The sequence below is a fragment of the Microbacterium psychrotolerans genome (assembly GCF_031085295.1).
Taxonomy (GTDB): domain Bacteria; phylum Actinomycetota; class Actinomycetes; order Actinomycetales; family Microbacteriaceae; genus Microbacterium; species Microbacterium psychrotolerans.
Window position 1 is genome coordinate 525,617 of record NZ_JAVFWO010000001.1, and the last position, 20,588, is coordinate 546,204.

The 20,588-nt window shown below is 70.2% G+C and carries 20 protein-coding genes; 9 read left to right on the top strand and 11 right to left on the bottom strand.

Features of this window, described 5'->3' with window-relative positions; all coding sequences use genetic code 11:
- Positions 1-23: 23 nt before the first annotated feature.
- Positions 24-1,601, bottom strand: a complete 1,578-nt coding sequence (locus Q9R08_RS02190) for a DHA2 family efflux MFS transporter permease subunit (RefSeq protein ID WP_308866177.1) — start codon at positions 1,599-1,601, stop codon at positions 24-26.
- The gene (locus Q9R08_RS02195; RefSeq protein WP_308866178.1) at positions 1,598-2,218 is read right to left on the bottom strand and encodes a PadR family transcriptional regulator; all 621 of its coding nucleotides are present in this window, start codon (positions 2,216-2,218) and stop codon (positions 1,598-1,600) included. The genes Q9R08_RS02190 and Q9R08_RS02195 overlap by 4 nt, the downstream gene beginning before the upstream one ends.
- A gap of 139 nt (positions 2,219-2,357) precedes the next feature.
- On the opposite strand from Q9R08_RS02195, the gene Q9R08_RS02200 reads away from it, so the two are divergent.
- Positions 2,358-2,711 carry a TfoX/Sxy family protein gene (locus tag Q9R08_RS02200; protein WP_308866179.1) on the top strand — a complete coding sequence of 118 codons (354 nt, stop codon included), beginning with the start codon at positions 2,358-2,360 and terminating at the stop codon, positions 2,709-2,711.
- A 63-nt stretch (positions 2,712-2,774) separates the two neighbouring features.
- A complete protein-coding gene (locus Q9R08_RS02205) occupies positions 2,775-3,746 on the top strand; it encodes a phosphoribosylaminoimidazolesuccinocarboxamide synthase (protein ID WP_308866180.1) in 972 nt (323 codons plus the stop codon).
- Between the two features lie 152 nt (positions 3,747-3,898).
- Here the strand turns inward: Q9R08_RS02205 and Q9R08_RS02210 are convergent, their stop codons facing one another.
- A complete protein-coding gene (locus Q9R08_RS02210; RefSeq protein WP_308866181.1) occupies positions 3,899-5,476 on the bottom strand; it encodes a hypothetical protein in 1,578 nt (525 codons plus the stop codon).
- The gene (locus tag Q9R08_RS02215) at positions 5,458-6,285 is read right to left on the bottom strand and encodes an ABC transporter ATP-binding protein (RefSeq protein WP_418001310.1); all 828 of its coding nucleotides are present in this window, start codon (positions 6,283-6,285) and stop codon (positions 5,458-5,460) included. The genes Q9R08_RS02210 and Q9R08_RS02215 overlap by 19 nt, the downstream gene beginning before the upstream one ends.
- 203 nt (positions 6,286-6,488) lie before the next feature.
- On the opposite strand from Q9R08_RS02215, the gene Q9R08_RS02220 reads away from it, so the two are divergent.
- Positions 6,489-7,835, top strand: coding sequence for a uracil-xanthine permease family protein (locus Q9R08_RS02220; protein ID WP_308866183.1), 1,347 nt, complete (start codon positions 6,489-6,491; stop codon positions 7,833-7,835).
- 37 nt (positions 7,836-7,872) lie between these two features.
- A complete protein-coding gene (locus tag Q9R08_RS02225) occupies positions 7,873-8,760 on the top strand; it encodes a VOC family protein (protein ID WP_308866184.1) in 888 nt (295 codons plus the stop codon).
- Positions 8,761-8,796: 36 nt separating this feature from the next.
- Here Q9R08_RS02225 and Q9R08_RS02230 read toward each other — a convergent pair whose 3' ends face one another.
- The 5 genes from Q9R08_RS02230 to Q9R08_RS02250 all read right to left on the bottom strand — a co-directional run bounded on the left by Q9R08_RS02230 (position 8,797) and on the right by Q9R08_RS02250 (position 14,724).
- Positions 8,797-9,810: a LacI family DNA-binding transcriptional regulator gene (locus Q9R08_RS02230; RefSeq protein ID WP_308866185.1), complete on the bottom strand. Its 1,014-nt coding sequence runs from the start codon at positions 9,808-9,810 to the stop codon at positions 8,797-8,799.
- Between the two features lie 34 nt (positions 9,811-9,844).
- Positions 9,845-11,323 (bottom strand): glycoside hydrolase family 1 protein, encoded by a 1,479-nt coding sequence (locus Q9R08_RS02235; protein ID WP_308866186.1) that lies wholly within the window; start codon positions 11,321-11,323, stop codon positions 9,845-9,847.
- Between the two features lie 60 nt (positions 11,324-11,383).
- Positions 11,384-12,292, bottom strand: coding sequence for a carbohydrate ABC transporter permease (locus tag Q9R08_RS02240; RefSeq protein WP_308866187.1), 909 nt, complete (start codon positions 12,290-12,292; stop codon positions 11,384-11,386).
- Complete coding sequence (locus Q9R08_RS02245; RefSeq protein ID WP_308866188.1) at positions 12,289-13,317, bottom strand: carbohydrate ABC transporter permease; 1,029 nt, start codon at positions 13,315-13,317, stop codon at positions 12,289-12,291. Before Q9R08_RS02245 ends, Q9R08_RS02240 begins: the two co-directional genes overlap by 4 nt.
- A gap of 132 nt (positions 13,318-13,449) precedes the next feature.
- On the bottom strand, positions 13,450-14,724 hold the full coding sequence (locus Q9R08_RS02250) for an ABC transporter substrate-binding protein (protein WP_418001302.1): 1,275 nt from the start codon (positions 14,722-14,724) through the stop codon (positions 13,450-13,452).
- 255 nt (positions 14,725-14,979) lie between these two features.
- Here Q9R08_RS02250 and purS point away from each other — a divergent pair, with 255 nt between their 5' ends.
- The gene (gene purS / locus Q9R08_RS02255) at positions 14,980-15,228 is read left to right on the top strand and encodes a phosphoribosylformylglycinamidine synthase subunit PurS (RefSeq protein WP_163615967.1); all 249 of its coding nucleotides are present in this window, start codon (positions 14,980-14,982) and stop codon (positions 15,226-15,228) included.
- The gene (gene purQ, locus Q9R08_RS02260; RefSeq protein WP_308866190.1) at positions 15,225-15,932 is read left to right on the top strand and encodes a phosphoribosylformylglycinamidine synthase subunit PurQ; all 708 of its coding nucleotides are present in this window, start codon (positions 15,225-15,227) and stop codon (positions 15,930-15,932) included. The genes purS and purQ overlap by 4 nt, the downstream gene beginning before the upstream one ends.
- 117 nt (positions 15,933-16,049) lie before the next feature.
- Here purQ and Q9R08_RS02265 read toward each other — a convergent pair whose 3' ends face one another.
- Positions 16,050-16,481 (bottom strand): DUF1761 domain-containing protein, encoded by a 432-nt coding sequence (locus Q9R08_RS02265; protein ID WP_308866191.1) that lies wholly within the window; start codon positions 16,479-16,481, stop codon positions 16,050-16,052.
- A gap of 109 nt (positions 16,482-16,590) precedes the next feature.
- On the opposite strand from Q9R08_RS02265, the gene Q9R08_RS02270 reads away from it, so the two are divergent.
- Together Q9R08_RS02270 and Q9R08_RS02275 are read left to right on the top strand one after the other, a co-directional pair.
- Positions 16,591-17,535, top strand: coding sequence for a 2-hydroxyacid dehydrogenase (locus Q9R08_RS02270; RefSeq protein ID WP_308866192.1), 945 nt, complete (start codon positions 16,591-16,593; stop codon positions 17,533-17,535).
- A gap of 62 nt (positions 17,536-17,597) precedes the next feature.
- Positions 17,598-18,182, top strand: coding sequence for a pyridoxamine 5'-phosphate oxidase family protein (locus Q9R08_RS02275; protein ID WP_308866193.1), 585 nt, complete (start codon positions 17,598-17,600; stop codon positions 18,180-18,182).
- Between the two features lie 31 nt (positions 18,183-18,213).
- On the opposite strand, the gene Q9R08_RS02280 is transcribed toward Q9R08_RS02275, so the two are convergent.
- Positions 18,214-18,732: an adenine phosphoribosyltransferase gene (locus Q9R08_RS02280; protein ID WP_308866194.1), complete on the bottom strand. Its 519-nt coding sequence runs from the start codon at positions 18,730-18,732 to the stop codon at positions 18,214-18,216.
- A gap of 72 nt (positions 18,733-18,804) precedes the next feature.
- Here Q9R08_RS02280 and Q9R08_RS02285 point away from each other — a divergent pair, with 72 nt between their 5' ends.
- A complete protein-coding gene (locus tag Q9R08_RS02285; RefSeq protein ID WP_308866195.1) occupies positions 18,805-20,487 on the top strand; it encodes a glycoside hydrolase family 13 protein in 1,683 nt (560 codons plus the stop codon).
- The last annotated feature ends 101 nt before the right edge of the window (positions 20,488-20,588 follow it).

A 20,588-nucleotide genomic window follows, 5' to 3' on the forward strand; every position in this document is an offset into this window, starting at 1 on the left:
GCCGCTCCGCGAGACGTCGACTGCTACTCGGCCGCGTCTGCGGCGTGCGCGGCCTGCCAGTTCTCGGTGGAAGTGGTCCGGGGGCGGCGCAGGAACATCACGACCACCACGCCGACCAGCATGACCGCGGCGGGGAGCAGGATCGCCTGCGCCATCGCCTGCGAGAAGCCGTCGACGACGAAGGGCGGCAGGGTTCCTCCGCCGAAGCCGCCGGTGGCCTCGGACGCTCCCGGCAGGTTCGCCTCGAGCCGAGCCTGCATGAACGCCGCGATGGAGGCGGAGCCGATCACCGAGCCGACCGTGCGCGTCGTGTTGTAGATGCCTGCGCCGGCTCCGGCCTGTCGGGGCGGCAGGTTGCGCGTCGCCGTCGTGGCGAGCGGACCCCACATGCCGGCGTTGCCGATGCCCATGAGCGCCGACGGCAGCAGGAACATCCAGATGGGGGTGTCGGTGTTCATCAGCGACGAGTACCAGAAGAGCGACCCGGCGACGAGGAGCAGCCCGGGGACCAGCAGGAATCGCGGATCGGTCCGGTCGAGCAGACGACCGGCGAACGGCGCCAGCACGCCCGACAGCACCGCCATCGGGATGAGCAGCAGGGCCGACTCGGTGGGCGTGAGACCGCGGGCGAGCTGGATGAAGAACATCAGCGGGAGCGACATGCTCGTCACCGTGAACCCCACCAGCGAGATGGCGAGGTTCGAGACCGAGAAGTTGCGCTCGCGGAAGAGGGGCAGCGGCACGAGCGGTTCGCTCTTCGTGCGTGACTGCGTCCAGATGAAGAGCGCCATGACCGCGACACCGCCGGCGATCATCGCCCACACCCACGGCGCCCAGTCGTACTTCTCGCCCTCCTGCAGGCCGAACACGATGAGGAACAGGCCCACCGCGCTCAGCACGACGCCGACGATGTCGAAGCGGTGCGGGTGCGTCTCGAGCTTGGGCACGAGGATCCAGGCGAGCACGAACGCGATGATCCCGACCGGGATGTTGATGAAGAAGATCCACTCCCACCCGAGCCCGTCGACCAGCAGGCCGCCGGCGAGCGGCCCGACGAGGGTCGCGACTCCCGCGGTCGCACCCCACAGGCCCATCGCGGCGCCGCGCCGGTTCGGCGGGAAGGTGCGGGTGATGACGGCCATCGTCTGCGGGGTCATGAGCGCGGCACCGAGCCCCTGCACCGCGCGGGCGATGATGAGCATCTCGAGCGTCCCCGAGAGCCCGCACCACAGTGACGCGAGCGTGAAGACCGAGAGGCCGATGAGGTAGATGTTCTTCGGGCCGAACCGGTCGCCGAGGCGCCCCGTGATGAGCAGCGGCACCGCGTAGGCGAGCAGGTACGCGGAGGTGACCCACACGACGTTGTCGAGGTTGTTGGTGTCGGGGTCGAGCGCCGCCTTGATGGCCGGGTTCGCGACCGACACGATCGTGGTGTCGACGAGGATCATGAAGAACCCGATGACGAGCGCCCAGAGGGCGGGCCACGGGCTGCGCGGCTTGTGTCCGGCGGCGTACGCGCCGGTCGGCGGGTGAGCCGCCGATCCGGGTGCGGGGGCCGCACCCGTCGTGCGGGTGGCGTCGGGGGTGTTCGGGGTGGTCACTGGCGTGCTGCCTTTCGTTGGGCGAGATAGCGTTCCGACGGGGTTGCGTCGGGGCCCCAGGCGAAATCGGGATTCGCGATCCGCGGGATGGTTTCGTCCATCCAGGCGAGTTCCGCCCGCAGGAGCGCCAGTTCGCGCGAGATCTCGAGGAGGTACTGCTCCGGCACGCCCTTGTCGAGCGCGTGCCGGTGGCCGGCGGTGAGGGACTCGAGAGCCTCCGCGAGCGCCGTACGGCGATCACCCAACAGCGTGATCGCCTCGTCGCGCTCGAGGCCGTGGACCTCGGCGAGCGCCACGCGGAACTCGGCCGGCCGGTCGACGCGTGGCAGCTCGCGCCGCACCCATTCGAGGACCGCGGCGGCTCCGGCATCCGTCTGCGTATAGGTGGTGCGCTCGGGACGATTGCCGTCGCGGTCGACGCCGACCTCGGCGATCAGTCCCGCCCGCTCGAGGCGGCCGACCGTGTGGTAGACCGTGCCGTTCGTGATGGTGACCAGGCGGTCGTCGCGGCGGAGGTGCATGAGCCGGATCATCTCGTACGGGTGCATGTCGCCCTCGCTGAGGAGCGCCAGCACGGCCACTCCGAGCGGGGTCAGCCGGGCGACGGCATTCGTCACGATGATTCCTCCATGTCGATTAGTCCACATGGACTATACGCCTCATCGAGCGCACTCGCATCCGCGTGAGGAGAAGAGGAGCACCACGCGGATGCCGCTTCCCTGGTGCGGTGTCGGGGGCGGGTCGTACGGTGAGGGCATGGCAGACAAGGCCGCCGCGCGACGTGAGAAGTTCCCCGAGGCCTACGCGATCTTCGACCCGATCGTGGCGGAGTGGACAGCGCGCCCCGACGTCCAGCTCGGCGCGATGTTCGGTTCAGAGGGCTTGAACGTCCGCGGCAAGGTGTTCGCCTTCGTGACGTTCGCGGGCGAGCTGATGGTCAAGCTGCCCGAGAGCCGGGTCGGCGAGCTGGCGGAGGCGAACGAGGCGCGGCCCGCGGTCATGCGTGGTCGGCCCATGCGCGAGTGGGCGACGGTGGGGACGGATGCCGCGGAGCGCTGGGCTCCGCTCGTCGGCGAGGCGTTCGCGCACGTCGACACGATCACCCGCTGACCCTCTTGCCTGCGTTCACGACGCCGGCCGGAGATCCGCGGGACCGACCGGGATAATGGACGGGTGACGGCTTCCCCCACTCCCACGACCGAGCTCCCCGGCTGGCGCCACGCCTACTCCGGCAAGGTCCGCGACCTCTACATGCCGGAGGACACTCCGGACGCGGCGCAGCCCGAGCGCCTGCTGGTCGTGGCCAGCGACCGCGTCAGCGCGTTCGACCACGTGCTGTCGCCCGGCATCCCAGGCAAGGGGGAACTGCTCACCACCCTCAGCCTGTGGTGGTTCGACCAGCTCGCCGGCGCCGACGGCGGGCGCGGCATCCCGAACCACCTCGCTGCGTCGCACACCCTCACGCGCGGCGCCGACGGTGAGGCCAACACCGCCGACGACCTCAAGAGCCTGATCCCGGATGCCGTCACCGGGCGTGCGATGGTCGTGAAGAGCCTCGACATGCAGCCGATCGAGTGCGTCGTGCGCGGCTACCTCACCGGCTCGGGCTGGGCGGAGTATCGCGAGAGCGGCACCGTGTGCGGCATCGAGCTGCCCGACGGGCTGTCGAACGGCGACCGCCTGCCTGCGCCCATCTACACCCCGGCGTTCAAGGCGCCGATGGGCGAGCACGACGAGAACATCTCGTTCGAGCGCACGATCGAGCTCGTCGGCGCCGAGCGCGCGGCCGAGCTGCGCGACCTGTCGCTCGAGATCTACTCCCGCGCTGCGGCGACGGCAGAGGCGCACGGTGTGATCCTCGCCGACACCAAGTTCGAGTTCGGGCTCGACGAGAACGGCGTGATGACCCTCGCCGACGAGGTGCTCACCAGCGACTCGTCACGGTACTGGGATGCCGCGGCCTGGGCGTCGGGCACCACACCGGAGGAGCGCATGGCGAGCTTCGACAAGCAGATCGTGCGCAATTGGCTGGCCGCGAACTGGCCCGCGCCCCGCGAGGGCGAGCCGCCGGCGCTTCCCGCCGACATCGTCGCGCGCACCACCGCGCGCTACCGCGAACTGCTCGAGCGCCTCACCGCCGCCTGACGCCGCGGCGCGGCATCCGTCCCCTCGTCATCGGCGCGCCCGCGTCGACTCGGCGCGGGCTCGGCATCCGTCGCAAGGCACCGGCTCGCACGCACCGACCCGCCCCGGCGGCGCGGCATCCGCCCCGAAGTCACGTCGCCCGACGGACGGCGTCACGCGTTTTTCATCGCCTTCAGCCGCGCGAGCAGGGCGGGCGCGGTGCGGTCGAGGAGGGAGCCGCCGAGGAGGATCCCACCGACGAGGAGGCCTGATCCGACCACGATCCCCAGCGCGCACGCGATCAGGCTCAGCGTCACGTTCTGGGTGAAGAAGCCGATCGTCCCGACGATCACGGCGGGTGCCGAGAGCACCAGCGCCACCAGCCAGATGCCGAAGAACGCCATCCCCTGCAGGAACGTGGTGCCCGGCACGCGCTTGAAGGGGTTGTCGCCCGCGGCCGCGACGGGGACGACGAGCTGCGCCGACGTCACCGCGCACACGCCGTAGCAGGTGAAGAGGACGCCGACCGACATGCCGAGGATGCCGGGGAACTGCTCCCATTCGCCCGAGAAGGCGATCGGCAGCACCACGGCGAGCACTACGAGGGGCAGTGCGACCGCCGCGGCGCCCAGCGTGCGGCCGAGCCGGTCGGCGCGTCCGGTCGCCCCCGTGATGAACTCGGTTCCGAACGCCGTGCCGTCGTACGAGATGTCGGCCCACACCACGATGCCGATCACGATCGCGATGATGGGTCCCGAGAACGACAGCGCCACCAGCGGGTCGCCGTCGCGGGCGTAGAACCACAGCAGCACGGGGACGAGAGGCGCGCCGACGAGCTGGCGGAGGTACCGGGGATCGCGCACCCAGTAGGTGAGGGAGCGCGCGAAGATCGCTCCGGCCGCGCCGGTCGGCACGCGGCCGAACCAGCCGATCGACCCCACGGGCACCGGGGCCGCCGATGTCTGCCGCGGGCGGACGAGCGAACGGGCGAGCGACGCCCGCCACAGCAGCCAGAGCGCCGCCAGCGTCGCGAGTGCGATGAGCAGCTTCGCGCCGGCACCGACGAGGTCGCCCGCCGCCGCTGCCGCCGGCACCGCCCACGCCGCGCCGAGCGGCGTCCAGCCGAGCACCGTCACAGCCTCGGCGATCGTGTCGGCGTTCACCGCGAAGCCGGTCGCGACACCGACGATGATCGGGCCCGCGAGGATCAGCGGGATGAAGACGAGGGTGCCCGACGCCTCGCGGAAGCGCCGGCCGCTGCCGAGTCCCGCCGCGGCGGACGCGACGGCGCGCGACGCGACGACGGCGGTCACGACGGCGACCGGGATGCTGACGGCCCAGGCCACGATCGCGGCCGGCCAGTGAGCCCACGTCGCGATGGTCGCGAGCGCTGCGGCGGACGTGATGATCCCGGGGATGCCGCACACGCCCGCGAGGGCCAGCGCGACCATCATGCGCGACAGCGTCATTGGGAAGACGACGAGGCGGTCGGGATCCAGGGTCGTGTCGACGCCGAAGGCGATGAGCGGAACGAGGGCCCATCCCAGCGTCACGAGCGACCCGGCGCCGACGATGACGCCGCTCGCGAGCTGCAGATCGCCGAACCCGAGCAGCACCAGCCCCGCGACGATCCCTGCGAGGACGGCGGCCCCGTACGCCGCGCCGAAGATGAAGCCGACGAGCTGCCAGGGGCTCCGCGCGAGCTGGTTGCCGAGGACGCGGAACCGCAGCCTCAGGAGCGTCGCAACCATTCCGGCCCCTCCGTGTGGCGGCGACCGCCGACGAGCTCGACGAAGCGATCCTGCAGCGACTGGCCGGCTCGCACGTCGTCGACCGTTCCTGCGACGAGGAGGCGACCGGCGACCACGATCGCGACGTGATCGCACATCCGCTGCACGAGGTCCATCGAGTGGCTCGAGACGATCACCGTCCCGCCGCTCGCCACGTAACCCGTGAGGATGTCCTGGATGTTGGCGGCTGACACCGGGTCGACCGACTCGAACGGCTCGTCGAGCACGAGCAGTCGCGGGGCGTGGACGAGCGCGCACGCGAGCGCGATCTTCTTGGTCATGCCCGCCGAGTAGTCGACGACCATCGTGCCGGCGGCATCCGCCATGTCCATCAGCGCGAGGAGGTCGGCGGTGCGCCGCGCGATCTCATCGTGCGGGATGCCGAACAGCAGGCCGTTGTAGGTGACGAGCTGCTCGCCGGTGAGCCGGTCGAAGAGCTTCACCCCGTCGGCGAGGTTGCCGAGCATGCCCTTGGCCCTGACCGGATCGCGCCACACGTCCACGCCGTGCACGAGCGCCTGCCCGGCGTCCGGCGCGAGCAGCCCGGTCGCCATCGACAGCGTGGTCGTCTTGCCGGCGCCGTTGGGGCCGACCAGTCCGTAGAACGAGCCCGTCGGCACCCTCAGGCTGAGATCGACGACCGCGAGCTTGTCGCCGAACCGCTTGTGCAGGCCCCGCAGCTCGAGGGCGGCGGTGCCGGCCTGCGCAGTGAGACCCGGCGCTGCCGCCGGGCCGGCGGCAGGCGTGTCGGCGGGCGTCGGGGGAAGCATCGAATCCGTCACGTCTCTCCGTCACATCGGCATCGAAGGCCCGGGCACGCACCCGGCGAGGCTCCAGCCTCTCGGATGCCTCGTCCCCGGGCAACTCGCAGCCGGACGGGCGTGTCCGGTGCACGGTCGCTCCCCTGCGCAGGACGAGGTGGCGCCGCCGCTAGGGTGATGCTCGCACCATCCCCCGAGCGCAAGGAGCGCACATGCCAACGTGGACCCTTCACGGCAACGGCCGGACCGTCGAACCGGGCAAGGTGGTGAAGCCCGACGAGCGCCTGAACTGGCCCGCCACCGTCGCGATCGGCGCTCAGCACGTCATCGCGATGTTCGGTGCGACGTTCCTGGTGCCCGCGATCACCGGCTTCCCCGTCTCCACGACGCTCCTCTTCTCGGGCATCGGGACGCTGCTGTTCCTGCTCATCACGAAGAACCGGCTCCCCAGCTACCTCGGCTCGTCGTTCGCGTTCATCGCGCCGGTGACCGCCGCCACCGCATCGCAGGGCATGGGATCGGCGCTGGCGGGGATCGTCGCGGTCGGCGTGCTGCTGGCAGCCGTGGGCTTCATCGTCCAGTTCGCGGGCCTCGGCTGGATCGAGAAGCTCATGCCCCCGGTCGTCGCGGGCGCCATCGTGGCGCTCATCGGCTTCAACCTCGCGCCGGTCGCCTGGACCAACTTCCAGCAGGCGCCGATCACGGCGACCATCACGCTCGTCGCGGTCATCCTGTTCAGCGTGCTGTTCCGCGGCTTCCTCGGCCGCATCTCGATCTTCCTCGGCGTGATCGTCGGCTACGTCGTCGCGCTGCTGCGCGGCGAAGTGGATTTCAGCGCGGTCGACGAGCTCGTCGCGAACGGGCAGTGGGTCGGCCTGCCGACCTTCGCGTTCCCGACGTTCGGCGACCCCGGCACCTGGAGCGTCATCGCGATGTTCCTCCCGGTCGTGCTCGTGCTCATCGCCGAGAACGTCGGCCACGTGCGCGGCGTCGCGACGATGACCGAGTCGTCGGTCAACCAGTACACCGGTCGCGCGCTGATCGCCGACGGCGCCGCCACCGTGCTGGCCGGCACCTTCGGCGGCTCGGGCACGACGACGTACGGCGAGAACATCGGCGTCATGGCCGCGACCCGCGTCTACTCGACCGCCGCCTACTGGGTCGCCGGCCTGTTCGCCATCCTGCTGTCGCTGTCGCCGGTGGTGGGCGAGGTGTTCAACTCGATCCCCGCCGGGGTGCTCGGCGGCGTGACGACCGCGCTGTACGGCCTGATCGGCATCATCGGCATCAAGATCTGGGTCGACAACCGCGTGGACTTCTCGCGCCCGGTGAACCAGTACACCGGCGCCGTCGCGCTCGTCATCGCGATCGCCGGGTTCACGGTGCAGTGGGGCGACTTCCAGCTCGGCGCGATCGTGATCGGTGCGGCGGCCGCCCTGCTGATCTACCACCTCGGCAACGCGATCGCGCGCTGGCGCAAGACGGGCGCGGACGACGGCGGTCCGATCCCTGCCGTCGGCCAGCTCGGCGGCGATCCGCAGGACATCGAGGCCCGCTGAGGGAAGACAAGCGGATGCCGCGGCGTTGTGTATTCGTATGCATGAAGTAGCCGCGGTGCCCGACCGTCTCGCCGCCGACACCTCGATGGGAGCCGTCACGCTTCTCGTCGGCGACCTCGACGGGATGACGGCGTTCTACCGCGACGTCATCACCCTCCAGGTGCTCTCCGCTGCCGGCGACGAGGTCGTACTGGGACGAGCCGGCCGGGCCGTCGTCGTGCTGCGGCATGAGCCGGCGCTGCGGCACGCGACGCCCGGTGCGGCGGGACTCTTCCACACGGCGATCCTCTTCGAGACCCAGGAGGCGCTCGCCGCCGCACTGTACAGCGTCGCGCAGCACGCTCCACAGACGTTCACCGGATCTGCCGATCACCTGGTCAGCCAGGCGTTCTACCTGACCGACCCGGAGGGCAACGGCATCGAGCTCTACTGGGACCGCGCCCGCACCGAGTGGTCGTGGACCCACGGCAGCATCGAGATGGCGACGCTCTACCTCGACCCCAACACCTTTCTGCGCGAGCACCTCACCGAGCGGGCGGCGAGCGGCGCGACCGGGCAGGACGCGGCATCCGTGGGTCATGTGCACCTCTCGGTGGGCGACGTCGCGAGCGCCCGGGCGTTCTACGTCGACGCGCTGGGGTTCGACCAGACCGCCGCGATGGGCGACCAGGCGCTGTTCGTGAGCGCCGGCGGATACCACCACCACATGGCGATGAACGTGTGGAACTCCCGAGGGGCCGGACCACGGATGCCGGCGCTCGGCCTCGGGCGCGTCGACCTCGCCCTGCCCGATGCCGACGCCCTCGGCGCACTCGCCGAGCGCCTGCGGCACCACGGCCTCGAGGTGCGCGACGACGGCCGCACCGTGTCGTTCGACGACCCCTGGCGCAACCTGCTGCAGGCCACCGTCCCCGGCCGCGGCTGACACGGGCCTTCGGGAATCGCGGTCAGGCCCGGCCGGTCAGACGGAATCGCGGACGACGAGCTCGGTCTCGAGGATCGTGACGTGCCGGGGATGCCGCCCCGCGAGGAGGTCGAGCAGCACGCTCGCCATGCGCTCCCCCTGGGCGAACGAGGGCTGGCGCACCGTCGTGAGCTGCGGGATGACGGAGGTCGCCACCGGCGAGTCGTCGAAGCCGATGATCGCGATGTCTTCGGGGACGCGGAGGCCTTCCGCGGCGAGCACGGTCAGCACGCCACGGGCCATGAGGTCGCTCGCGACGAAGACCGCGTCGGGCTTGGCGCCGGTGGCGAGCACGCGGCGCATCGCATCCGCACCGCCGTCAGCGGTGAAGTTGCCGTCCTCGACGGCGATCTCGTCGAGGTCCCACGCGGCCAGCGCGTCGCGGTAGCCCTGCAGGCGGTCGACGCCGGCGGGCATGTCGCGCGGACCGGTGATCGTCGCGATGCGCTTGCGGCCGCTCTCGATCAGGTAGACGGTGGCGTCGTAGGCGCCGCGCACGTTGTCGACGTCGACGTAGTAGTCGCGCTCACGCTCGCGTACCGGGCGGCCGCCGTAGACCACAGGGACGACGCTCGCGATGCGGTCGATGAAGGTGTCGCTGGTGTGGTGCGAGACGACGATCGCGCCGTCGACCGCCCCGCTGCGCACGTAGCTCGTCGTCTTGTCGCCCGGGTCGTCGCTCGCGATGAAGAGGTTGAGCACGTAGTCCGAGCGGCTCAGGCGTGAGTTGATCCCCGAGACGATGGCCGCGAAGAAGGGGTCGCCGAAGAACCGGGTGGTGTCCTCGGGAACGATCAGCGCGACCGCATGGGTCTTCTGGCTCGCGAGCGAGCGCGCGGCACGGTTCGGGACGTAGTTGAGCTCGGCGATCGCTCGCGTCACCGACTGCAGAGCCTCGGGGCTCACCGCCGTCGAGCCGTTCACCACGCGCGACACCGTGGACCGCGAGACCCCCGCCGCTGCGGCGACCTCTTCGATCGTGACTGCCGAACGCATCGCCTCGACGCTCATCCTCTTCCTCCTCCCGGATGCTACTTCCGGGACGCTACGACGTGACGGCCGCCGCGCGCGCGGGCTCCAGGTCGAGGGCGCGAGCGCCGATGATCCGGCGGTACTCGAGAGCGCTGTCCTTCGGCGTGCGCTCCTGCGTCTCGTAGTCGACCCGCACGATGCCGAACCGCTTCTCGTACCCCCACGCCCACTCGAAGTTGTCGAGCAGCGACCAATAGAAGTATCCCCGCACATCGACGCCCGCGTCCGCGGCATCGAGGATCGCACCGAGGTGGCCGCGCAGGAACTCCACGCGGTCGGCGTCGTGCACCCGCTTCTCGTCGCCCTCGACGACGAGCTCGTCGTCGTACGCCGCGCCGTTCTCGGTGACGTAGAGGACCGTGCCGGCCGGCTGCGCGTACTCGTCCCACACCCGGTGCAGCAGCGTGGTGAGGCCCTCGGGCTGCACCTCCCACTGCATGGGGGTGCGGGGAAGCCCGCGCTCGTGCCAGAAGATGCCCTCGTGCGACGGGTACGGCGAGCGGCCGGGGCGGTCCGTCGGCGCATCGCCGCCGATCGGCGGGTTCACCGGCTCATGACCGCCCACGTACTCGCCGTGGTAGTAGTTCACGCCGAGCGTGTCGATCGGCGTCGCGATCGTCTCGAGGTCACCCGGATGCACGGCGGACTCCCACGCGGCGACGGCCGCGGCATCCACCTTCCGGATGTCCTCGACGACGTCGGCCGGGTACTCGGCGCGGAAGATGGGGTCGAGGAACCACCGGTTGAACTGGCCGTCGATGCGGCGCGCGGCGTCGGCGTCGGCCGGGTCGTCCGCGTCGACGGGCTCGGCGACCGTGAGGTTGAGCGTGATGCCGAGCTTGAGCGACGCGTCGCGTGCCCGCAGCTCGCGCACCGCCTGCCCGTGGCCGAGCAGCAGGTGGTGCGCGGCGAGCACGCCCTCCTCGACGCTGTAGTGACCCGGTGCGTGCAGGCCGGCGGTGTAGCTCAGGAACGACGAGCACCACGGCTCGTTGAGCGTCGTCCACACGTTCACCCGGTCGCCCAGCGCGTCGTGCATGGTCAGCGCGTACTCGGTGAACAGGTCGGCGGTGTCGCGGTTGGCCCAGCCGCCCTTCTCCTGCAGGGCCTGCGGCAGGTCCCAGTGGTAGAGCGTCAGCCACGGCAGGATGCCGGCTTCCAGCAGCTCGTCGGTCAGCCTCTTGTAGAAGTCGATGCCCTGCGGGTTGACCGCCCCGCCGTCGGGTCGCACGCGCGACCACGACGTCGAGAAGCGGTACGTCTGCAGTCCCAGATGCTTCATGAGTGCGACGTCATCGCCGTAGCGGTGATAGTGGTCGCACGCCACGTCGCCGTTGTCGCCGTTGATGACTGCGCCCGGCACCCGGCAGAAGGCGTCCCAGATGGAGTCGCGGCGGCCGTCCTCGTGGGCGGCGCCTTCGATCTGGAAGGCGGCGGTCGCGGCGCCGAACAGGAAGTCCGACGGGAAGGCGCGCGGGATCGCGGTCGTCATGAGGGGAAGGTCCTCTCTGGATGCATTGAGATCAGGATGACTGAGGCCGAGGCGGAAGGCCTAGCCCTTGACGGCACCGGCCATGATTCCACTGACCAGCTGCTTGCCCGCGAAGGCGAACAGGATGAGCAGCGGGATCGTGGCGAGGAGCACGCCGGCCAGCACGACCGAGTAGTCGACGAAGTAGTTGGACTGCAGCAGCGAGAGCGCGACCGGCAGGGTGGGGCTCTGCCGATCGAGCACGATGAACGGCCAGAAGAACTGGTTCCACGCGCCGACGAAGGTGAACAGGAACAGCATCGCGGCGGCAGGCCGGGCCGCGGTGACGCCGACCGTCCAGAACGTGCGGATCATGGACGCCCCGTCCACACGCGCCGCCTCGATGAGCTCGTCCGGCACCGTCTGCGACAGGTACTGCGTCATCCAGAACACCCCGAACGCGCTGGTGAGCGCGGGGATGATGATGGCGCCGATCTGGCCGGTCCAGCCGAGGTCCGAGAACAGGAGGTACAGCGGCACCACACCGAGCTGCATCGGCACGGCCATCGTGGCGACCACGAAGGCCAGCAGCCACTTGCCGCCCGGGAAGCGCAGCTTCGCGAACGCCCAGCCGGCGAGCGTCGAGAAGATGACGACGGATGCCGCGATCACGGTCGAGCTGAAGATCGAGTTCCACAGCGCCAGCCAGAAGTTGACGGCCGGGTCGTTGACGACCGACAGCGCGTTGGCGATGAAATTGCCGCCCGGCAGCCACGACATGTTCGGGTCGTTGATCGTGGTGGCGTCGCCCGAGCCGATCAGGAACGACCAGTAGTAGGGGAAGATCGCCGAGACGATGACGACTCCGAGGCCGAGGTACACCCAGAACCCGGCGCGGACGCCGCGGATCTTGGTGGTGCGCCGGCTGTTGCGCGCGTTCGGGAGGTTCTCCTCGACGACGGCGAGAGGCGGGGTGCTGATGGCGCTCACTGCTGGGCTCCCTTCCGGCGACGGCGGCGCTGGATGACGCCGCGACCGCCCTCGTCGCGCACGAGGCGACGGGTGATGCCGAGGTTGATCAGGCCGATGGCGAGGATGATGATGAACAGGATCCACGCCAGGGCTGCGGCGCGGCCGAAGTTGAACTCGCCCCAGCCGATGTTGTAGAGGTACAACGTGATCGTCAGCCACTGGTTGGCGGCGCCGCCGCGGCCGAACGTGTCGAACATGCGCGGCTCGTCGAAGATCTGCAGGCCGCCGATCGTCGAGGTGATGATCACGAAGATGAGCGTCGGCTTCAGCGACGGGAGAGTGATGCTGAAGAACTGGCGGAAGGCGTTGGCGCCGTCGACGGTGGCGGCCTCGTAGTACTCACGGGGCACGGCCTGCATCGCGGCCAGCAGGATCAGGGCGTTGTAGCCCGTCCAGCGGAAGTTGACCATCGTCGCGATGGCGATGTGGCTCCAGAACGGGTCCTTGTGCCAGGCGATCGGGTCCAGCCCGATGCTGGTGAGGATGTTGTTCACCAGACCGTGGTTGTCGCCGAACATGTTGCTGAAGATCAGCGCGACGGCGACCGGGGCCATGACGTACGGGAGCAGGACGCTCATCCGCCAGAAGGTCTTGGCCCGGATGTTGCGGTCGAGCATCGCCGCGATGAACAGCGCGAGCACGATCTGCGGCACCGACGACAGCACGAAGATGCTGAACGTGTTGCGCAGGGCGATCCAGAAGTCAGCCTGCGACAGGATCCAGATGTACTGGTCGAAGCCGACGAACGTGCCGGAGTTGCGGACGAGGTCCCACTCCTGGAAAGAGATGACCGCCGTGTAGACGATCGGGAAGAGTCCCACGATCGCGAACAGGATGAAGAACGGCGAGATGTAGAGATAGGGCGAGACCTTCAGGTCCCAGCGGCTCATGCGATGGGAGAAGGACAGCACGCGCGGCGCGCGTTCGGGCTTGGGCCGATCGTCCGGCCCCGATGCCGTGGGGCGGGTTGCGGTCGAGGTCACCGGGGGGCTCCGATCCGGATGGAGAGTGGGCGCTGGAGGCGGAGTGCGTGCGGGCCGCGGGGACCCGCACGCACTCCGGTGGTGATGTCAGATCACGTCCGGCGAGCGGACATGGTCGTCAGTGTCGACCGATCAGAACGCTTCGACTTCGGCGACGTAGGTGTCCCACGAGGTCTGCGCGTCCTCGACACCGTCGAAGACTCGCGTGATGGCGTCCTGCAGCGCGGTGTTGTACTTGAAGTAGTCCGCGCTCTTGTACGGCGTGACCGTGATCGCCTCAGAGCGGTCGGCGAAGATCGAGCCGGTCGGGGCGTCGGCGAAGTACTCGTTGGTCGAGTCCGTGATCGACGGAGCGGCCTGCGCGTCGACCGCGCTCGGGAACGCACCGACGTTGACGAAGGTCTTCTCCTGCTGCTCCGGAGCGGTCAGCCAGTCGGCGAGGGCGAGAGCCGCCTCGACGTTCTTGCCGTTCGCGGGGACGGTCAGGTACGAGCCGCCCCAGTTGCCGCCGCCGTTGGGGAACGCGTTCGCGATCTCCCAGCCGGTGACCTCGGGAGCGTTGCCCGAGATGATGCCGAGCATCCACGGCGGGCACAGCATCGCGGCGAACTCACCGTTGGCCATCGAGGCGTTCCAGTCGTCCGACCACTGGCCGGAGTAGGCCGAGTTCGGGATGCCGCGCTCGACGACGAGGTTGTAGGCGTCCTCGAGCTCCGGGTTGGAGGTCGCGACCACGGTGCCGTCGGGCTCGTCGTACGGGAACTCGATCTGGTTGACGATGCCCTGGAACGCCGAGTTGGCGGAGTCGAGCATCGGCTTGCCGGTCGCAGCCTTGTACTGGTCGGCCAGGTCGAAGAAGGTGTCCCAGTCGCCGTCGATCGCCGAGGCGACCTCGTCGGGCGTCGAGGGCAGGCCGGCGGCCGCGAACAGGTCGGCGCGGTAGCACACCGCCTGCGGTCCGATGTCGGTGCCGAAGCCCACGAGACGCCCGTCGGCGTCGGTCGCGGCCTCTTCCTTCCAGTCGACCCAGCGACCCTTGGCGCTGTCGGGCACCTCGGCGAGCAGGTCGGAGTACTGCATGGCCTCGGCGAACCAGTCGACCTCGACGGCCTCGATGTCGGCGAGGCCCTCCTTGCCGAGCTTCGCGAAGAAGTTCGAGCGGGCGTCGTCGGTGATGGCCGCCTTGTTGTGGACGATCTTCACGTTCGGGTTCTCGTCCATGTACTCCTGGAGGAGTTCATCGTCGTAGCCGAAGTCATTGAAGGTCGCCAGGGTCAGCGTGATCTCGCCGTCTTCGCTGCCGGCGTCGTCGTTGCCGCTGCCGCTGGCGCAGCCGGCGAGGACGATGGCGGAAGCCGAGAATGCGGCGATTGCCACAGCGCTTCTGCGGAAGGCGCGTGCGTTCACTGTCACTCCTTTGTGTTGTCAGGGTCGTGTGTGTTGCAGGATCGGCTCGGAGGGATCCTCGCCGGCTGGTGTGTCGTGGGAGCGTTCCCAACGATCGAGACGCCACGCTACGGGAGCGCTCCCACGAAGTCAAGGGAGCGCTCCCACGGTTTGATCACGGTTGCGTCACGAGCCCTCCGACGGGCGGTCGATACGACGGATGCCGGGGCCCGTAGACTGGAGGCGACCCCTGCCCGCGACATCCGGAGCTGTCACATGCCCACCATCGTCGTCGACGTCATGCCCAAGGCCGAGCTTCTGGACCCGCAGGGGAAGGCCGTCTCCGGCGCATTCGCCCGACTCGGGGTCTCCGACTTCAGCGCGGTGCGCATCGGCAAGCGGTTCGAGCTCACCGTCGAAGGCGAGGTCACCGAAGAGGTGCTCGCCGAGGCCCAGCGCATCGCCGACGAGATCCTGTCGAACGCGGTGATCGAGGACGTCGTCGGCATCGAGGTCGTGGAATGACCGCCCGCATCGGGGTCATCACCTTCCCCGGCTCGCTCGATGACCGCGACGCCCAGCGGGCGATCGAGATCGCCGGCGGCGAGCCCGTTGCGCTGTGGCACGGCTCGCACGACCTCGACGGCGTCGATGGCCTCGTGCTGCCGGGCGGCTTCAGCTACGGTGACTACCTGCGCGCGGGCGCGATCGCGGCGCTCGCTCCGATCATGTCGGAGGTGAAGGATGCCGCAGCGCAGGGCATGCCCATCCTCGGCATCTGCAACGGCTTCCAGATGCTCGTCGAGGCGCACCTGCTCCCGGGGGGCCTGATCCGCAACGCGCACCAGCAGTTCATCCGCCGCGACCAGCGCCTCCGCGTCGAGAACAACGACACGGCATGGACGCATGAATTCACCTCCGGCCAGGAGATCGTGATCCCGCTGAAGAACGCCGACGGCGGCTACATCGCCTCCGAGAGCGAGCTCGATCGCCTCGAGGGCGAGGGTCTCGTGGTGTTCCGGTACGTCGGCGTGAACCCCAACGGATCGCTCCGCGACATCGCCGGCATCTCCAACGAGCGCGGCAACGTGGTCGGCCTCATGCCGCACCCGGAGCACGCGGTCGAGGCGGGCTTCGGTCCCGACACCGCGGTCGCCATGCGGTCGGGCGTCGACGGCCTGTCGTTCTTCACCTCGGCCATCGCGGCCGTGGTCGCTCAGGCCGCCTGAGCACCGGACATCACCACCGGTCGCCGGGCCCGTCGAAGCGCCCCCCGGTCGCCAGGCTCCGTCGAGGGTCGGCGGGCTCGTCCAAGCGCCCTTCGACGAGCGCAGCGACCGAACCTCTCAGACGGTGCCCGCCGGCGGCCACACGCCGATGATGAGCGCCATCACGACGATCGTCACGAGCTCGTGCGCGATGTTCAGCACCGTCAGGGACGACGGCCGCCCCTCGAAGGCATCGTGCGTGATGAACCGCGCGGCCGTGAAGCCGGCCCACAGGATGACGCCCGTCGCCAGTGCCGACCAGAGGTAACTGCCGCCATAGAAGTGCCACGCGATCGACGAGGCGCCGGCGAGCACCCACGCCGTCACGAAGCTGACGATGACGGTCACGGCGATCGGCACGACGGCGGTCGCTCCCGGGCGGTCCATGTCAACCTTCGCCAGTTTCGCCCAGCGCGTGCCAAACACCTTCGGGGTGTACCAGATGCTGCCGACGACCATGCTCGACGCCGTCGCGATGAGCACCGCCCAGTAGTTGATCTCGGGAACCACGTCCGCCTCCTCGTTCCGGGGCGCCGCTCGGGCCGCGGTGTCCGCTGGGCCAGAGCGTAGCGCCGCCCGGCGACGTCGGCCCGTCGCCTCGCCGGGTAGCGTGGACAGGGTGAGCAGTCGCAACCGAAACCTCGTCGTCAGCGTTCCGACCGAAGAACTCGCCGCAGACCTGGGCGCGCTTCCCGACGGGGTCGAGCTGGTGGTGTGGCCGATGGATGCCGCCGCCCCGCGCGACCGGTTCGACATCGTCGTGCCGCCCTACATGTCGATGGCGCGCGTTCTCGAACGCCTCGAGGGCATCGAGGTCGGGCTCGTGCAGGGCCAGTCGATCGGCTACGACGGCGTCGCCGACATCCTGCCGTCGGGGCTCGTGTTCGCCAACGCGGCGTCGGTGCACGAGACATCGACCGCCGAGCTGGCCGTGGGTCTGGCGATCACGGCGCAGCGGCACCTCGACGCGTTCGCGGTCGACACCTCAGCGGGACGCTGGGCGCCGGTCTTCGCGCAGAGCCTCGCCGACCGGCGCGTGCTGCTGCTCGGGTACGGAGGGGTGGGCCAGGCCGTGGCCGCACGGCTGTCCGGTTTCGAGGTCGAGCTCACCGCGGTCGCGTCGCGGGCTCGCGAGGAGGACGGCGCGCACGGCGTGGACCATGTGCACGGGGTGGACGAGCTCCCCGACCTCCTCCCCCGCGCCGAGATCGTGATCCTCACGCTGCCCGGCGGCGACGCCACCCGGCACATCGTGGACGATGCGTTCCTGGCTGCGCTTCCGGACGGCGCGCTCGTCGTCAACGTCGGGCGGGGCTCGCTCATCGACACCGAGGCGCTCGTCGACCACGTACGCCGCGGCCGGATCCGCGCAGGTCTCGACGTGACCGACCCGGAGCCCCTGCCCGAGGGTCACGCGCTCTGGGGACTGCCGGGGGTGCTGGTCTCGCCGCACGTGGGGGGCGCCTCGAGCGCGATGCGCCCGCGCGTGGCCCGCCTCGTCCGCACGCAGATCGAGCGCCTCGCCGCCGGAGAGCCGCCGATCAACGTCGTCCTCGGCGGCTGAGGCATGCCCTTCTCATCGACCTCGCCGTGAGGTAGGAACGAGGGGAGGACGGTGAGCAAGCGGTGGACGATTCGCGGGCGGCAGACCGGAGGGCGACGGTGGAGCGCCTTCCCGCCTCGACGTGCTGGGAGTACGTGCAGGACGCGAAGCTCGGCCGCCTCGCCGTGATCAACGCCGACGGCGCTCCCGACATCTTCCCCGTGAACCACCTCGCGCACGAGGGCTCGCTCTTCATCCGCACAGCCCGCGACCCGAAGCTGCTCCACATCGCTCAGCATCCGCTCGTCGCCTTCGAAGTGGACGGCGAGACGGACGACTTCTACTGGAGCGTCGTCATCAGGGGCCGCGCGGAGCGCGTCACGCGCGACGACGAGATCCGCGACAGCGGCGTGCGGCGCCTGACGTCGTGGAGCCCGACCGTCAAGCTCTTCGTGATCAAGGTCGTTGCGAGCACCGTCACGGGCCGGCGGTTCCCGACCCGCGCGGGCAGGGCGGACTCCCCCCTTGCGTTCGGAGGCGATGCCGCTGCTCCATCGGCACCGGAGGCGCCTGCTCCGGTGCGCGGCGATCGGCCCGAGCCCATCCCGCACTTCGGGCCCCGCACCGGGTCCCACGTCGTTCAACCCGACGCGGAGGCCGACAGCTGACGGCCCACCGGCCGCGGTGGCGCGTCGCCAGTCAGGCCGTGAACACGGTGTGCACGTCGCCGACGATCTCGCGGCCGCCGAGCGCGGTCAGCTCCATGAGCACCGCAGTGCCGACGACCACGCCGCCCAGCTCTGCGACGAGCTGGTGCGCGGCGACCAGGGTGCCCCCCGTGGCGAGCACGTCGTCGACCAGCAGCACGCGGCTGCCGCCGGCGACGTCGTCGTGGGCCTCGATCGTCGCCGTCCCGTACTCGAGCGCGTACGTGACGGATGCCGCGGGCAGCGGCAGTTTGCCGGCCTTGCGGATCGGCACCAGCCCCGCGCCGGCCTCCATCGCGGCCGCGCCGGCAAGCAGGAACCCACGGGCCTCGACCCCCGCGACGACGTCGAAGGACCCCTCGAAGGGCGCGATCATCGCGTGGATGACGGTGCGGAGGGCCCGGGCATCCGCCAGCAGGGGCGTGATGTCGCGGAACAGCACCCCCGGCTCGGGATAATCGGGGATCGTGCGGATCAGGGATTCGGCGCGGGTGAGGGCTTCGGACAGCACCCGCCCACCCTACGCCCGGGGTCTGGATGCGGCTCGACGTCACGATGTAAGCGCTTGCAGTACACTGGCCGGATGACTTCCGCAGAGACCGCTGAGCGCACGGACGCGTTCCTCGCCCCCATCGGCGGCGAGTGGTGGCGCACCGCCGTCATCTACCAGATCTACCCCCGCTCCTTCGCAGACGCCTCGGGCGACGGCATCGGCGACCTGCCGGGCATCACCTCGCATCTCGACGACCTCGCCGATCTCGGCATCGACGCGATCTGGCTGAGCCCGTTCCAGCGGTCGCCGCAGAAGGACGCCGGTTACGACGTCAGCGACTACTGCGACGTCGACCCGCTGTTCGGCACGCTGTCCGACTTCGACGCGATGCTCGCCGGAGCGCACGACCGCGGCATCCGTGTCATCGTCGATCTCGTCCCCAACCATTCGTCCGACCAGCACGAGTGGTTCCAGCAGGCGCTGGCCGCCGCACCCGGCAGCCCCGAGCGCGGGCGCTACATGTTCCGCGACGGCAAGGGCGCGCACGGCGAAGTGCCCCCGAACAACTGGGAGTCGGTCTTCGGCGGCCCGGCCTGGACGCGCGTCGTCGAGGCCGACGGCCGGCCCGGCCAGTGGTACCTGCACCTCTTCGACTCGTCGCAGCCCGACTTCGACTGGTCGAACGAGGAGGTGCGCGAGGAGTTCCGCCGCATCCTGCGCTTCTGGCTCGACCGCGGCGTCGACGGCTTCCGCGTCGACGTGGCGCATGGCCTCGTCAAGGCCGAGGGCCTGCCCGACTACATCCCCGACCCCGAGGCCGGGTCGATGGGCGGCGAAGAGGAGAACGTGCCCTACTGGGGTCAGGATGCCGTGCACGAGGTGTACCGCGACTGGCGCAAGATCCTCCAGGAGTACCAGGGCGACCGCGCCCTCGCCGCCGAGGCGTGGCTGCCGACCGCGGAGCGCACGGCCGAGTGGGTGCGCTCCGACGAGATGCACCAGGCCTTCAACTTCCCGTACCTGCAGACCGAGTGGAACGCCGCGGATCTCCGCGAGGTCATCGATGTGTCGCTGCGGGCGTTCCCGGGCGTCGGTGCGCCGAGCACGTGGGTGCTGTCGAACCACGACGTCGTGCGCCACGCCTCGCGCCTCGCGCTGACCGCCGAGAATCCCCAGGGCCACGGCATCGGCCCGGAGTCACCGGGTCAGCCGATCCCCGAGGTGGGCCTGGCTCGCGCCCGCGCCGCCACGACGCTCATGCTCGCGCTCCCGGGCTCGGCCTACCTCTACCAGGGCGAGGAGCTCGGCCTTCCCGAGGTCATCGACATCCCCGGCGAGGCGCGTCAGGACCCGACCTGGTTCCGCACGAACGGCGAGCGCTACGGCCGCGACGGCTGCCGCGTGCCGATCCCGTGGAACGCGGATGCGCCGGCCTACGGCTTCAACGCGAGCGGTGCGTCCTGGCTGCCGCAGCCGGCGGAGTGGGCGCGGCTCGCGCGCGACGTGCAGTCCGGCGTCGAGGGGTCCACCCTCGAGCTGTACCGCACCCTGCTCGCGGAGCGTCGCGCGCGGTCGCTCGGCGCGGGCTCCCTCGAGTGGATCGACGGCTACGGTACGGATGCCGTCGCATTCCGCAACGGGAATGTCACGGTCGTCGCAAACACCGGTTCCACGCCGATCGCGCTGCCGGACGGTATCGTGATCGCGTCGAGCGGTCCGGTCGCTGACGGCGAGCTTCCCGCCGACACGACCGTCTGGGTGACGAACGACTGAGCCGGAGCCTCCGGGTACGGCGGCCTCCGGGCACGAGCACCCCTCGTTGACCTGCCCACCTGTACGCGACACGCCGCGCGTGCTGTACACATAGGGCAGGT

Coding starts and splice junctions, on each gene's coding strand:
- Q9R08_RS02200 (WP_308866179.1), top strand. CDS start 2,358: ATGGCAGACAAGGCCGCCGCGCGACGTGAGAAGTTCCCCGAGGCCTAC.
- Q9R08_RS02210 (WP_308866181.1), bottom strand. CDS start 5,476: ATGGTTGCGACGCTCCTGAGGCTGCGGTTCCGCGTCCTCGGCAACCAG.
- Q9R08_RS02215 (WP_418001310.1), bottom strand. CDS start 6,285: ATGCTTCCCCCGACGCCCGCCGACACGCCTGCCGCCGGCCCGGCGGCA.
- Q9R08_RS02220 (WP_308866183.1), top strand. CDS start 6,489: ATGCCAACGTGGACCCTTCACGGCAACGGCCGGACCGTCGAACCGGGC.
- Q9R08_RS02225 (WP_308866184.1), top strand. CDS start 7,873: ATGCATGAAGTAGCCGCGGTGCCCGACCGTCTCGCCGCCGACACCTCG.
- Q9R08_RS02230 (WP_308866185.1), bottom strand. CDS start 9,810: ATGAGCGTCGAGGCGATGCGTTCGGCAGTCACGATCGAAGAGGTCGCC.
- Q9R08_RS02235 (WP_308866186.1), bottom strand. CDS start 11,323: ATGACGACCGCGATCCCGCGCGCCTTCCCGTCGGACTTCCTGTTCGGC.
- purS (WP_163615967.1), top strand. CDS start 14,980: ATGCCCACCATCGTCGTCGACGTCATGCCCAAGGCCGAGCTTCTGGAC.
- purQ (WP_308866190.1), top strand. CDS start 15,225: ATGACCGCCCGCATCGGGGTCATCACCTTCCCCGGCTCGCTCGATGAC.
- Q9R08_RS02285 (WP_308866195.1), top strand. CDS start 18,805: ATGACTTCCGCAGAGACCGCTGAGCGCACGGACGCGTTCCTCGCCCCC.